The sequence below is a fragment of the Pseudothioclava alba genome, assembly GCF_033100795.1.
GTDB lineage: Bacteria > Pseudomonadota > Alphaproteobacteria > Rhodobacterales > Rhodobacteraceae > Pseudothioclava.
In genome coordinates, this window is sequence record NZ_JAWLVI010000002.1 from 376,555 (window position 1) to 390,855 (window position 14,301).

A 14,301-nucleotide genomic window follows, 5' to 3' on the forward strand; every position below is an offset into this window, starting at 1 on the left:
TGTAAAGTCGGCATGACTATAGGGATTTAGGCGTCCTTCGCAACGCGTGCCAGCGCCAGAACATCAACCTGTCGTGCTCCGGCGGCAATTGCTGCCTCGGTTGCGGCGGCAAATGTTGCGCCAGAGGTCATCACATCGTCGACAATCAGCACTGCGCGACCCTTAAGGCGCAGGTGTTTTGTGACGTGTCCGGTGATGGCACCATGCATGTTGATATGGCGTTCCTCGCGGCTGAGGCCTTCGTGCACGAGGGTGCGACGATTGCGCACCAATGCATCTGGACACCACGGCAGGCCGGTATGGCGCGCCAATTCACGCGCCAGAAGGGCCGACTGGTTGTAGCGCCGTTTCAAAAGACGCATCCGGTGCAAGGGGATCGGCACGATTATTGTGTCATGGTGCAGTAGCGGCGCGGCGGTCCTTGCCAGCCAGCCCCCGAAAGGGCGCGCCAGATCAAGACGGTCTGCGTGTTTCAGCGCCAGCACCAGCTTGCGTCCCGTGCCTGAATAGGTCAGCACCGCGCGGCCCTGCGCCCAAGGGCGGGGGTGATCGAGACAGTCGTCGCACAGGACCGGACCGTCCGCCTGGCCGGGCAAGGGCGCGCCGCAGGCATCGCAGCACAGCCCTTCGACAAAGGCTGCCTCTTGCCAGCAGGTCAGGCACAGGCCGAAATCCGAAGCCACGGTCCCGCCACACGAAATGCAGCGCGGCGGAAACACGATCTGGAGGGCGCGGGTAAACCCGTCTAGTATCCCTGCGCGAACCCCTTTATGGTCCATTCCCGACATGAGCACACCACCTTTACTGACCGACCGCGCCGCGCTGTTGCGCAACCGAACCCGCGCTGCCACGCGCGGAGCCGAGCTGTTCCTGCACGAGGACGCGGCGATCGAGCTTGAGGAAAGACTGAACGAGGTTAACAGAAGGTTTACGTCACCCGCTCTGGTTGCGCCTTTTGCCGATCCGTGGCTGAAAATCCTGCCCGATGCCAAATATGTGGCCGAAGAGGATGTGCTGGATCTGGAACCCGGCGCACATGATCTGGTGGTGCATGCAATGGCGCTGCATTGGTCGAACGATCCGGTGGGCCAGATGGTGCAGGCGGCGCGCGCGTTGCGCCCTGACGGGTTGTTCATCGCGGTGCTGTTCGGCGGACAAACCCTGCAAGAGTTGCGCGCCGCGCTGGCCGAGGCCGAGATTGCGGTGACGGGTGGTCTTAGCCCACGCGTTCTGCCGATGGGGGAAATTCGCGATCTGGGTGCCTTGTTGCAGCGCGTGGGGCTGGCGCTGCCGGTGGCCGACAGCGTGACCCGCAAAGTAACCTATGAAACGCCGCTTCGGCTTTTGGCCGATCTGCGCGCGATGGGCGAGGGCAATGCGCTGAACGCGCGGCTGCGTCGTTTTACGGGGCGCAAGGTTCTGACCGAGGCAATGCGGCGCTATTCCGAGGCGTTTTCCGAACCCGATGGCCGTGTGCGGGCGACCTTTGATATGGTCTGGCTGACGGGCTGGAAGCCGCATGAAAGCCAGCAAAAACCGCTGCGCCCCGGATCGGCGCAACAGCGTCTGGCCGATGCGCTTGGCGCTACCGAATTCCAAGCCGGAGACAAAGCGGGCCGGTAAAGGCTTGACCCGCGCCCAAGGCGGCTTAACTCCGCTCAAGATAATGCAAAACAGGACCAAGCGATGACCACAGAGCGCCTTGAACATGCCCCCGCAGATCACCCGCGGGTCAAGCCTGCGAAAATCGGGGTGCTTGTCGCGAACCTCGGCACGCCGGATGCCACCGACTACTGGTCGATGCGTCGTTATCTGAACGAGTTTCTGTCCGACAAGCGGGTGATCGACTATCCGCGCTATCTTTGGCAGCCGTTGTTGCAGCTTGTGATCCTGACCAAGCGGCCGTTTACCAGCGGCGCGAACTACAAGACGATCTGGAACAACGAGGCGGATGAAAGCCCGCTGATGACGATTACCAAGCAGCAGGTGGCAAAACTGCGCGATCAGGTGGCGAGGCGCTATGGGGCCGAGGTCGTGGTCGAGTATTGTATGCGTTACGGCAACCCTTCAACCTTTGATGTGGTGGACCGGATGGTGCGCGAAGGCTGCGAGAAAATTCTCTTCGTGCCGCTTTATCCGCAATATGCCGGGCCGACCTCGGCTACCGCGAATGACCAGTTCTTCCGCGCGCTGATGCAGCAAAAGCGCCAGCCCGCCGCGCGTGTCGCGCCCGAATATTTCGACCGCCCGTCCTATATCGAGGCGCTGGCGACCTCGGTCGAGCGGGTCTATCCGACGCCTGATGCGAAGCCCGATGTTCTGGTGGCCTCGTATCACGGGATGCCCAAGCGCTATCTGATGGAGGGCGACCCCTACCATTGCCAGTGCCAGAAAACGACGCGCCTTTTGCGGGAGCGTTTGGGCTGGGGTGAGGGTGACATCATCACCACGTTCCAGTCTGTGTTCGGCTCGGAGGAATGGTTGCGCCCCTATACGGTCGAGCATGTGGCGGAGCTTGCGAAGCAAGGGAAGAAGCACATCGCGGTGATGTCGCCCGCGTTCTCGGCCGATTGCATCGAGACGCTGGAAGAGATCAACGGCGAGATCCGCGAGGCGTTCGAACACGCGGGGGGCGAGAGCTTTACCTATATCCCCTGCCTGAACGACGATGATCTGCATATCGCCGCGCTGATGGAACTGATCGGCGAGAATTTGATGGGCTGGATCGGCTAAGCGAGGCTACGCGCCAAAGGGGCATCGAACCCCCTTGGCCCGTCGGGGGCTTTGCCCCCGCGTCGCCCGATTGTTCCAAACACAAGTTTCGCATTGACCTTTTGGCCGCTCCGATGCGGAATCCCGCTTCTGAGGGAGACCGCCATGTCACAAACGCGCCTGTTTACCCCCGTGCTTATCGGGGGCTCGATTATTCTGATGCTTGGTTTCGCGATCCGCGCGAGCTTTGGGGTGTTCCAAATCCCGATTGCGGAAGAATTCGGCTGGCCGCGTGCGGAGTTTTCGCTGGCGATCGCGATCCAGAACCTCGCGTGGGGGATCGGGCAGCCGATCTTCGGGGCGCTGGCCGAGAAATTCGGTGACCGGAAAGCGATTATCCTTGGTGCGCTTATGTATGCGGGCGGGCTGGTGCTGTCGGCCTATTCGACGACCCCGCTGGGGCATCAGACGCTTGAAGTTCTGGTGGGCTTTGGCATCGCGGGCACGGGGTTCGGAGTCATTCTGGCGATTGTCGGGCGGGCGGCCTCGGATGAGCATCGCTCGCTCGCGCTTGGGATTGCGACGGCGGCGGGGTCGGCGGGTCAGGTGTTTGGCGCGCCGGTGGCCGAGGTTTTGCTGGGCGCTTTCCCGTGGCAGACCGTGTTCCTGATCTTTGCGGTGATTATCCTTTTGGCGCTTTTTGCGCTGCCGATGCTGCGCAGCGAAACGCCGATGGCGAGCCGTGCGGAACTGGAGGAAAGCCTTGGCGCTGTGCTGGTGCGCGCGTTTAAAGATCCGTCCTACACGCTGATCTTTCTGGGCTTCTTCAGCTGCGGGTATCAGCTTGCCTTCATCACCGCGCATTTCCCTGCGATGGTCACCGAGATGTGTGGCGCGGTGCCGCCCGGATCTATGCTGGCGGGGCTGGGGATCGAGACGACCTCGGCGCTTGGGGCGATCTCGATCGCTGTGATCGGGTTGGCGAATATTGTCGGCACGATAACGGCCGGATGGGCCGGCAAACGTTGGTCCAAGAAATATTTGCTGGCGGGGGTTTATCTTGCGCGGACGATCACGGCCGCGGCGTTTATCATGCTGCCGATCACGCCGACGAGTGTGCTTTTGTTCGCGCTGGTGATGGGGGCGCTGTGGCTGGCGACCGTGCCGCTGACCTCGGGGCTGGTCGCGCATATCTACGGGCTGCGCTACATGGGCACGCTTTACGGTCTGGTGTTCTTTAGCCACCAGCTTGGGGCGTTCCTTGGGGTCTGGCTGGGCGGCAAGCTATATGACATCTACGGCGACTACACGCTGGTCTGGTGGGTCGGCGTTGGCGTTGGTGCCTTCTCGGCTATCGTCCACCTGCCGGTGCGTGAGCGCCCGTTGCAGGCCGTGCCAAGCTAGGTGATCGGGCAAGTGGGCCGTGCCTGTGCAAGCGTGTAGCGCCTGCTGAGTGTCGAGTGATGGCTGCTTGGGGGCGCGCCTCAAATAGGCAGCCCATCCGGCTTGCCACAAGCACGACAGTCGCGGTGTTGCGAGCGGGGCGGCACTCTCAGTCCAAAAAGCTCCGCCAGGCAATTCGGAAGAATTGAGGAAGGCCTCTGTGTTCTCGGGCGCAGGGGGCATGCGCTCATGCGGGAAGGCTACCGCAGGGCCAGAAATGGCCTCAAAAGCGTGGAGCCACCGCAGAGCGATGCGATCCGGCGCTTTGTTGAGCTTTGCACCGGCCACCGTGCGTTAATCGCGTTTGCCAGGATGATGGTGGCTGTCTTTTGGGGACTGCCCCCCCCCGGCATCGGCTCCCCCTTTTTTTGGGAAAGTTAATGCTGACTAAAATAATAGGGATTGACAGGGCGTAAAGTTGAGTAAATTACTCGCCATTAATTTGTGATCCGCCCGCAAGGGCCAAGTTGGAGATACCCATGCGTCTGATTCCCCTGTCCGTCACTGCCGTGCTTTTGCTGTCTGGCGCCGCTGCGCAGGCCAATACCGAGGCCGAGGGGCTTGCCCAGGTCAAAGCCTTCACGCTTGAGCATAACGCCGCGCTGATTGCCGAAGCCGCCAAGATGGCCGAGGCCGCCGCGACCTATCGCACGATCGTGCAAAACGCCGGGGGCGATTATGCCGCCGCGTGGGAGGCCAACGCCGCCGAGATCACAGCGGCGATCGAGGCGATGCGGGCGCAATGGCTGGCGGCCTCGAACCAGTATGAAACCATCGAAGGCATTGTGGCGGGCATCCCCTCGACCGCGAAATACGACCTGATCCTTGACGCGGGCAACCCCGGCACCGAGGCGGAAGATGTGGCCGAATATGACCTTACCCTTCCCGATGGCACGGTCTTGCAGCGCCCCGGCAGCCTGTTCCACACGATCACCGAGCCGCTGTTCTGGGGGACCGATGCCGCGCATGTGAAGCTGGCCGTTGACCTGAATGGCGATGGCCTGACCGGCGCGGGCGAGGCGCTGTTCGATGCCGATCTCGCGCAAGGCGCGGCGGCGGCGATGGTGCAATGGGCGACGGCTCTTGAGGCCGATATGGCCGCGTGGGAACCCAACCGCGACGACGCCTTTACCGCCGTTGTCACCATGACCCCGACCGTGGGTGACTATTTCGGCGAATGGAAGGAATCGCAGTTCCTTGGCGGCGAGGGCGCGGCCTTTGTGGCGCAAAGCCGCCTGATCGACGTTCTGGGGATCATGGGCGGGTGTCAGCGCATGTATGTGGCCGCCATCGCGCCGGTTGTCGCCCCCGAGGATGCGGCCCTTGATGGCGCGATCACCACGGGCTTCGAAGACCTGATCGCGCTGGTCGATGAGACCCGCGAACGCGAGGCCGCAGGCGCGATATTCTCCCCCGAAGAGGCCGATGCCATCGGCGGCGAAGCGCAAGACCTTGCCGAACGGATTGTCGCGCAGGTGCTTCAGGCGGCCGCCAAGCACGGTGTCGAGATCAAAGGGTAAGCGTGACGTCATGGGACAAGCCATAAGCCAGCCCGCCTTTACTCGTGTCGTGTTGCAACGCTCCTCTCGTCATGGCGGGGGGAGCAGACGGTCGTATTTTCTGAGCCTGCTGATCTCGGGGCTGTTCATAACCGGCCTTGCGATCTGGCTTTGGCCGCAGGGGGCGGCAAGCCATGCGCTTGTGCTGTGGCTGCATCTTGCGGCGGGGGGCGTTCTGGCGGGGCTGTTGCTGCCGTGGCTCTGGACCCATGTGCCGCGGGGGCTGTGCACCAGCCAGCGGCGGGTATTCACTCAAAGCTCGTGGGTGGTTTTGGGCTTTTGGTCTGTGCTTCTGGTCTCGGGGATGGTGGCGGCGCTGCCTGCGATTATCTGGGGTGTCGGGCTGGTCTGGTTCCCGCCGCGCGAAATCAGTGACGGACTTTCGTTTGTGCATTTCTGGTCGTCGTGGGGCGCCGTTGCGGGGCTTGGGCTGCATCTGGCGCAACGCCATTGGGTCTGGGGGGCGCAATGAAAATCAAAGAGCAACTCCGTTTCCACGCCCGCCCTTTGATAATTGGCGCCATCGCGGCGGTATTGGCGGCGGGCCTGTGGTTCGGCTTTGGCCCGAGGCCCGCGCCGGTTGGCGTGTCGCTGTCCGACATCCCGTTTTACAAACTGCCCTTCGGCCCTGATGAGACGGGGGCGGACCGGCCGTTCTATCCCTCGCGGCTGAAAACCGGAACGGGGCTGATGTCCGATCCGTCGCGCCTGCCCTCGTCGGCCGAATGTGCCGCGTGCCATGCGCAGGAGTTCGAGGAATGGGCCGCCTCGCTACACGCCATCGCCGACCGCGATCTGGTCTATGAGGCCGTGGTCGAGGCAAACGAGGATAGCGCCCATCACCCCGAACAGGCCCGCTTTTGCGAGGGGTGTCATGCGCCCAACGAAATGCTCTCGGGGCGGGTGAACCGCTTTACCTCGGTCGCGCCGGCGGACGCGCTGACCGAAGGTGTAGCCTGCATCACCTGCCACACCGCGACCCATGCCGACCCGCAAAAGGGCAACGGGGATATAACGCTTGCCTATGATCGCGCCGAGGCCGAGCGCGACGGCCCGCAGGGGGCAGCCCTTCTGGCCGATCCGCGCGCCCATCTGGCGGCCTATGGCGCGCCCGACACCGCCGCGCTGATGAAAAGCGCCGATCTGTGCGGCGCCTGCCATACCGAGATTTACGACGCCTCGAATTCAAAGGCGGAAACCTCGCAGACCGTGCAATCGACCTACCGCGAATGGGGCGAAAGTTGGTATGCGCAAAACGGCGTCACCTGTCAGGATTGCCACATGGCCGATGATCCTGCCGCGCAGGTGATGGCTTTGCGCGAGGGCGATCTGTCGAAACCCGCCCGCTATTCGCACCGGATCATCGGGGCCAATCATGTGATGGCCGATACTGGTCTGGGGGATGCGCTTTCGGTTTTGCGGGGCGGGCTGTTGCCGGGCCTGAGCGCGGCGGTCAACCACGCGACGCTGAACGAGCAGGCGCGCCAGACAGAGGCCTTCCTGCGCACCGCGGCGGGGCTTGACCTGCGCGGGCAAAGCGCGACCGCCGAGGGGCTGCACATCGACATCGCGGTGCAAAATCTGGGCGCGGGGCACAACCTGCCCACCGGCGTTAACGATCAAAAACATATCTGGCTTGAGGTGGTGCTGAAAGATGCCAGCGGGGCCGAGGTTTTCCGCTCTGGCGGTGGTGCCGAGCGGCTTGTCGCCGAAGACCCTGAAGCCGTTGTCTGGATCGAGCATTTCCTTGCCCCCGATGGCAGCCGCCTTACCGATCACCTGACCTTCGATACCGCCAAGGTCGCCTGGATACGCAAACCGATCCCCGCGCGGGGAGAAGATGTCGTGGGCTATGACATTACCCTGCCGCAAGGGGCGCAAGGCCCGTTCCGGCTTGAGGCGCGGCTGAACTACAAGATCGCGCTGCCCGATCTGATCTACACCTCGCTGCGCCGCGACCTTGGCGTGCCAAGCTTTACTCTGGCCGAGCTTTCGGTCGAACTTGATGGACTTGCCCCATGACATCCTTGCTGCGTTTTGTGATTGCGCTTTGTCTGGCACTGCTGGCCGCGCCCCTACATGCCGAGACGCCTTGGGCGGCGGGCGAGGTGCTGCGCTCCGAGGCGGGGCGGGTGGAGCGTTTGCTGTATCGACCGGATACAGCCGAACGCAGCCGGGCTTTGGCCAGGCATTTGCAAACGATGCAGGCGGCTTTGGCGGGGGCCGACCCGGCGTTTGGCCCACATGTCGCGCAAGAACTCGCGGCGTTTCAGGCGCAGGCCGAAGCAGGGGCCGCCCCCGGGGTGGCCCGCGCCCGCCAGCGGCTTTGGGGTGCGCTGACGCTGGCCGCCCGTGAGCAAACCCTTGCGGCGATTGCGCGTGCCGATGCCGAAGCGGCGGCGAACTGGCTGACCTTGCGCGATTATGCCCGCGCGTCGGGCGATACTGCGGCGGCGCTGGCGGTGCAGGCTTTGGGTCAGGGCACCATGACACCCAAGGCCGTGCGACAGGTGGTCGAGGGTGAGTTGCTGACCGTCGCCGCCTCGGAGCTACGCCTTGCACTGCGTCGCGCGGCCGATGACGCGGCGGCGGGGCATCGGGTGCAATATACGGGCGGGCTTGGCCGGATCGAGGGGCTTTTGGCCTATCTGGGCGAGAACTTGCAAGGCGCGCTTGGGGCCGAGGGGATGGCCGCGCTGCGCGCGGATCTGGCGCGCGCTGAAACCGACCCTGCGGCGCTGACGCAGATCAAGGCGCGGCTGGCCGGTTATGCGCCGGTAGCGCTTTCGGCCGACGAGCGGCTCCGCCGCGCGCGCCTTTTGCGCCGCTTCACCGCGCTGGTTTGGGAGGAATATAGGGACGGCGTGCGCGATGGCGAAATCAGCCAGCCGATGGAATATAACGAGGCGCGGCTTTTCGCGGATCGTGCGGTGATGATCCTCTCTGACCTTGCGCCGCAGATGGACGATGACGGTGCGGCGGCGCGGCTGGCCGGGCTTCTGGCGCAGGCCCGTGACCGCATGGCGCAAAAGGCCGACGGGGTAGAGCCGCTAATCGCCGAAGCACTGGCCGAGATCGACCGCTCTTTCGGCGCCGAGGTTGCGGCTGGCGGTTATGAGGCGGCGCTGGATGCCCTGCCAGCCGCGCTGGACGAACTGGCGCTGATGGTGCAATCGGGGGATTGGTCGGGGGCCGAACTGAAGCGGCTGGAGGCCTATTCGTGGTTTGACCCCGACATCGAGCAGCGCCTCGTGCCGCGCGCGCCCGCGATGGCGCTGCGCCTTGAGGCGCGGTTCTGGGAAGGCACCGCCGCCCGCCCCGGCCTTGGCATGCTGATCGCCAGACAGGCAGACCCGGCCCTGCTGAGAGCCGAGATCGACGGGATCAAATCCGATCTGGCCGCGGTCAAGGCGCGCATCGAGGTCCAGCCCACTCCCTTCGGCTCGGCGCTGCAATCGGCGGGGATTATCTTCCGCGAGGGGCTGGAGGCGGTGCTGATCCTTGCCGCGCTTCTGGCCGCGCTTCGTGCCGAGGGGCTGGCTCCGGCGCGGTTCCGCCCTGCGCTGTCCTTTGGCGTTGGGCTGGCAGTGGCGGGCAGCTTTGCGCTTTGGGGTGCGACGCGGTGGCTGTTCAGCCTGTCGACGCTGGCGCGCGAGGCGCTTGAGGGTGGCACGGCGCTGCTGGCGGCGGTGGTGCTGATCTGGCTGGTGCTGGGGATCGGCGGTTCGGGCGGGCATGTGGCGGCGTTTCGGGCGCGTCTGGCGCGCGTCGCCAGCCCGCTGTCGGTGGGCGTTCTGGCCTTTCTCGTGGTGTTCCGTGAAGGGTTCGAGACGGTGCTCTTCTACGAGGCGCTTCTGGTCGATGCCGCACACGCGCCGGTTCTGGCGGGGCTGGCCTTTGGGGCGGGGGCGGCGCTGTTTGCGGGCTGGGTGGTGTTTGCCTCGGGGCGGAAACTGCCGCTGCGGTTGTTCTTCCGCGCCACCACGGCACTGCTTGCGGGGCTGGCCGTGATGCTGGTGGGCGCGGGTGTTCGCGGGTTGCAAACCGCGGCCCTGATTGGCGCGACCCCCGTGGCATGGTTCCCCGATACCGATTGGCTACAGCTTTGGTTCGGGCTGTTTCCGGTGGCAGAGCCGCTGGCGGCGCAGGCTGCGGTTCTGGTGATCTTGCTGACGCCCTGGCGGGGGATGTGCCAAAGCGTTGCCACGCGGCGCGACCTCTGCCCTCCTGAAAACTAAGCGTGAGACGGGGCGGCGGCGGGCGAATCTTGCCTGCGCTGCCCCTCATTCATGTCGTTTCCTGCAACCGGATTACGCAATCCGGCAGGAAACAGGCTGGTCAAAGGGCAATGATCCCGCTTGAAGGAGACATGCCCATGACCACTGCGACACCAATCCGATCCCGTGCCGGCGGGCGTGCAGCCCGGCGCGCTGTTCGCACTGCGCCCAAGTTCGACATGCTGCCCGGCCTCGAAAGCAAGCTGCCCTTGTGCGAAGTGATGGACGGCGCTCAGGTCGAGCGTATCGACGCCGCCTCGATGCACATCCTGGAAAACGTCGGCGTCCAGTTCCGTGACCCGATTGCCCTTGCCGACTGGAAGCGGGTCGGTGCGAAGGTCGAGGGCGAGCGGGTCTATCTGGACCGCGGCCTTGTGCGTGACCTGATCTCGACGATCCCGTCCGAGTTCACCTATCACGCCCGCGATCCGAACAAGAACGTGCGCCTTGGCGGGCGTCATTCGGTGTTCGTGCCGATGACCGGTGCGCCCTTCCTGCGTGACCTTGACGATGTGCGCCGCAACCCGACGCTTGACGACCTCGCGATGTTCCACAAGCTCGCGCATATGATGCCGGCGCTGAATTCGTCTGCGCACCATATCGTCGAGCCATACGATCACCCGATCTCGCAGCGCCACCTGCGCATCACCTATTCGTCGATGAAATACTCGGACAAGATGTTCATGGGCATGACCACCAGCCCGAAGAACGCCGAAGACGTGATGGAGATGTGCGCGATCCTCTTTGGCGAGGATTTCCTTGAGGATCACCCCGTCACCACCGGCAACTGCAACGGCAACTCGCCGCTGGTGTGGGATGAAACGATGCTGGGGGCGATGCGCGCGTTCTGCAAGCGCAAGCAGCCGGTTCTGTGCTCGCCCTTCGTTCTGGGTGGCGCGAATACGCCCGCATCCGTGCCCGCAACGGTGGCGCAGCTGAACGCCGAGGCGCTGTCGGCGCTGGCCTATACGCAGGTGATCCGCCGTGGGGCGCCCGCGATCTATGGCCACTACCTGTCCACTGTCTCGATGAAGTCGGGCGCGCCGATGGCAGGCACCCCCGAGATCAGCCTGATGAACTTTATGATCGGCCAGATGGCGCGCTATTACGGCGTTCCGTGGCGCACCTCGAACACGCTTGGCGGGGCCAAGACCTTTGACGCGCAGGCGGGTTACGAAAGTGCCACCACGTTGTCGGCTGTCATGCACGCGGGCGCCAATTACATCTGGCACTCGGCTGGCTGGAACGAGGCGGGTATGCACTGTTCGGTCGCGAAATTCGTGGTCGATTCCGAGCAATGCGCGATGGCCTATCGCATGGCCGAAGGCCCGAAATGGCACGACTTCGATCAGGCGCTGGATGCGGTGGCCGATGTCGGCCCGGGCGGCCACTACCTTGGCCACCCGCATACGCAAGAGAACTTCCAGACCGCCTATTTCATGCCCGAGCTGTTCGACAACAATTCGATCGAGCAATGGCAGGCCGAAGGGTCGGTCGAGATCAACGAACGTGCGCTTAAACACGCCCGCAAGCTTTTGGGTGAATACCAGGAGCCGAAGCTAGATGAAGCCAAGGACGAAGCCTTGCGCGATTACATCGCAAGGCGTGAGCGCGAGATCCCTGCAGCGGATGAGCTGAACCAGTCTTACTGACAGCCGCTGCAACCTGGCCCGCCACCCGGCGGGCCTTTTTTCTTTCGAGGGCAACACGATGAAAATACGAGAAATCCATCTCTACTCCCACCAGTTGCCGGTCAAGAACGGCCCCTACAAGATGGCCAATGCCGAGGTTTGGTCGCTTGATAGCACGCTGGTGCAGATCGTCACCGATACCGGCCTTGTGGGCTGGGGCGAGACCTGCCCGGTTGGCCCGACCTATCAGCCGCAACATGCTGGTGGCGCGCGGGCGGCGCTGATCGAGATGGCGCAGGGGTTAATCGGTGCGAACCCGCTGCACCCGCTTTTGCTGCGCCGTCGCATGGATGGGTTGCTCAACGGGCACCGCTACGCCAAGGCCGCCATTGACATTGCCGCTTATGACCTCTTGGGCAAAGCAACGGGGCTGCGCGTGGCCGATCTGCTTGGCGGCGCGGTCACCGAGCGCGTGCCCTCTTACTACGCCAGCGGCGTGGGCGCGCCTGACGAGATTGCCCGCATTGCCGCCGAGAAAATGGCCGAGGGCTACCCGCGTATGCAGGTGAAAATCGGCGGGCGTCCGGTCGAGGTAGACATCGAGGCTCTGCGCAAGGTCTGGGAGGTGATCAAGGGCAGCGGTATGCGTCTGGCAGCCGATGGCAACCGTGGCCTGCCCACCCGCGACGCGCTGCGGCTGTCGCGCGAATGCCCCGACATTCCCTTCATCCTGGAACAGCCCTGCAACACGCTGGAAGAGATCGCCGCAATCCGTTCGCAGGTGCATCACGGCATCTACATGGACGAGAATGGCGAAGATCTGGCGACCGTCATTCGCGCGGCGGGGCAGGGGCTGGTCGATGGCTTTGGCATGAAGGTCACGCGGACTGGCGGTTTGCAGCAAATGGCGGCCTTCCGCGACATTTGCGAGGCGCGCACCCTGCCGCATACCTGCGACGATGCCTGGGGCGGCGACATCATCAACGCCGCCTGCACCCATATCGGCGCCACTGTCTTGCCGCGGCTGATGGAGGGCGTCTGGCTCGCCGCGCCCTATGTCGAAGGCAATTACGACAGCAACAACGGCATCCGCATCGAGGGTGGCCATATCAAACTGCCCAAGGGGCCAGGTCTGGGCGTCGTGCCCGATGAGGGCATCTTCGGTGCGCCCATCGCATCCTTTGGCTAAGGAGACCAATATGAGATTTGCAGGAAAGACCGCCCTCGTCACGGGGGCAGCGGGTGGGATTGGTGCAACCGTTGTGCGCGCTCTTCGGGCCGAAGGTGCGCGCGTGGCGGTGGCCGACCGCGACACCTCCGCCATCGAGGCCGAGGCGCATCTGGATGGCAATTTGCTTGAGGCGGCCTATGCCGACGGCCTGCCCGCTGCGGCGGCCAAGGCCTTGGGGCGGCTTGATATTGTGGTGAACAACGCGGGCGTCATCACGCGCGGCCCCGTGACCGAAACCTCGGATGCCGACTGGGATCTGTCGGTTGGCGTGAATGTGCAAGCACCCTTCCGCATTTGCCGCGCCGCGCTTCCGCTGATGGCAGAACAGGGTGGCGGGGCGATTGTGAACGTGGCCTCGTGTTGGGGGCTGCGGCCCGGCCCGAACCACGCGGTCTATTGCATGACCAAGGCCGCGATTGCCTCGCTCACGCAATGCATGGGGATGGATCACGCGCATCAGGGTGTGCGGATCAACGCGGTTGCGCCGAACGAGGTGAACACGCCGATGCTGCGCACGGGCTTTGCCAAACGCGGCTTTGACCCCGATACCGCCGTGGCGGAACTGGGCAAAACCGTGCCGTTGGGCCGCATTGCGGAACCCGAGGACATCACCGATGTGATTCTGTTCCTCGCCTCGGATGCGGCGCGCTATATGTGCGGCGCGGTGGTCGAGGTGAATGGCGGGAAGCCCGTGAAATGAGCCGTTATGCTGGAAAAGTCGCGCTCGTCACCGGCGGGCGCAGCGGCATCGGGCAGGCGATTGCCAAGCGTTTGGCCGATGAAGGCGCGCGGGTGTTCACCGCGCAGCGGGGTGGTGATGCGGCGTTTGAGGGGATCGCGGCGGATTTCACCGATGACCTCGCCCCCGCGCAGGTGGTGGCCGAGGTCATCGCCAAGGCCGGACGGCTGGATTTGTTGGTGAACAACGCGGGCCTGATGCAAGAGGCGCTGGCCGAGGACATGAGCCTTGCCGATTGGGAGCGAACGATGCGGGTGAACCTGACGGCGCCCTTCCTGCTGATCAAGGCCGCTCTCCCGCATCTGCGTGCCACGCAAGGCGCAATCGTCAACATCGGCTCGATCGAGGGGCTGGGATCGAACCCGCAGCACGCCGCCTATTGCGCCTCCAAGGCCGGACTGCACGGGCTGACGCGGGCGATTGCGGTCGATCACGGTGCCGAGGGCATCCGCTGCAACGCGGTCGCGCCCGGCTGGATCGACACGGCGCTAAACGAAGAGTTCATCGAAAACATGCCCGACCCAAGCGCGTTCAGACAAAACATCGGCCGCATTCACCCTGTTGGCCGCACCGGAAAACCTGCGGAAGTCGCAGCCTTGGTGGCGTGGCTCGGCTCGGACGACGCGGGCTTCGTCACCGGACAGGTCTGGACGGTGGACGGCGGGCGCATGGCAAAACTCAGCCTGCCGTAAGTCGCGGCAGGCTGAAA

The 14,301-nt window shown here is 64.2% G+C and carries 12 protein-coding genes; 11 read left to right on the plus strand and 1 reads right to left on the minus strand.

What is annotated here, in order from left to right:
* Positions 1-26: 26 nt before the first annotated feature.
* On the minus strand, positions 27-788 hold the full coding sequence (locus RYZ20_RS07765; RefSeq protein WP_317672106.1) for a ComF family protein: 762 nt from the start codon (positions 786-788) through the stop codon (positions 27-29).
* Between RYZ20_RS07765 and RYZ20_RS07770 the strand changes: the two genes are divergently transcribed.
* From RYZ20_RS07770 to RYZ20_RS07820, 11 genes are all read left to right on the plus strand, one after another.
* Entirely contained in the window at positions 787-1,623 is an 837-nt protein-coding gene (locus tag RYZ20_RS07770) for a methyltransferase domain-containing protein (protein WP_317672108.1), read from the plus strand. The genes RYZ20_RS07765 and RYZ20_RS07770 overlap by 2 nt on opposite strands.
* A 63-nt stretch (positions 1,624-1,686) precedes the next feature.
* Positions 1,687-2,733: a ferrochelatase gene (hemH, locus tag RYZ20_RS07775; protein WP_317672110.1), complete on the plus strand. Its 1,047-nt coding sequence runs from the start codon at positions 1,687-1,689 to the stop codon at positions 2,731-2,733.
* Positions 2,734-2,877: 144 nt separating this feature from the next.
* Positions 2,878-4,116: an MFS transporter gene (locus RYZ20_RS07780; RefSeq protein WP_317672112.1), complete on the plus strand. Its 1,239-nt coding sequence runs from the start codon at positions 2,878-2,880 to the stop codon at positions 4,114-4,116.
* Positions 4,117-4,634: 518 nt separating this feature from the next.
* Positions 4,635-5,675, plus strand: coding sequence for an imelysin family protein (locus RYZ20_RS07785; RefSeq protein WP_317672114.1), 1,041 nt, complete (start codon positions 4,635-4,637; stop codon positions 5,673-5,675).
* A 10-nt stretch (positions 5,676-5,685) separates the two neighbouring features.
* Positions 5,686-6,186, plus strand: a complete 501-nt coding sequence (locus RYZ20_RS07790) for a hypothetical protein (RefSeq protein WP_317672116.1) — start codon at positions 5,686-5,688, stop codon at positions 6,184-6,186.
* Positions 6,183-7,736: a multiheme c-type cytochrome gene (locus RYZ20_RS07795; RefSeq protein WP_317672118.1), complete on the plus strand. Its 1,554-nt coding sequence runs from the start codon at positions 6,183-6,185 to the stop codon at positions 7,734-7,736. Before RYZ20_RS07790 ends, RYZ20_RS07795 begins: the two co-directional genes overlap by 4 nt.
* Positions 7,733-9,952 (plus strand): FTR1 family iron permease, encoded by a 2,220-nt coding sequence (locus RYZ20_RS07800; RefSeq protein WP_317672120.1) that lies wholly within the window; start codon positions 7,733-7,735, stop codon positions 9,950-9,952. Before RYZ20_RS07795 ends, RYZ20_RS07800 begins: the two co-directional genes overlap by 4 nt.
* Positions 9,953-10,089: 137 nt before the next feature.
* A complete protein-coding gene (locus RYZ20_RS07805; protein ID WP_317672122.1) occupies positions 10,090-11,643 on the plus strand; it encodes a trimethylamine methyltransferase family protein in 1,554 nt (517 codons plus the stop codon).
* 58 nt (positions 11,644-11,701) lie between these two features.
* Positions 11,702-12,811, plus strand: a complete 1,110-nt coding sequence (locus RYZ20_RS07810) for a mandelate racemase/muconate lactonizing enzyme family protein (protein ID WP_317672124.1) — start codon at positions 11,702-11,704, stop codon at positions 12,809-12,811.
* 10 nt (positions 12,812-12,821) lie between these two features.
* Positions 12,822-13,553 (plus strand): SDR family NAD(P)-dependent oxidoreductase, encoded by a 732-nt coding sequence (locus RYZ20_RS07815; protein ID WP_317672126.1) that lies wholly within the window; start codon positions 12,822-12,824, stop codon positions 13,551-13,553.
* Positions 13,550-14,284: an SDR family NAD(P)-dependent oxidoreductase gene (locus tag RYZ20_RS07820; RefSeq protein ID WP_317672128.1), complete on the plus strand. Its 735-nt coding sequence runs from the start codon at positions 13,550-13,552 to the stop codon at positions 14,282-14,284. The genes RYZ20_RS07815 and RYZ20_RS07820 overlap by 4 nt, the downstream gene beginning before the upstream one ends.
* The last annotated feature ends 17 nt before the right edge of the window (positions 14,285-14,301 follow it).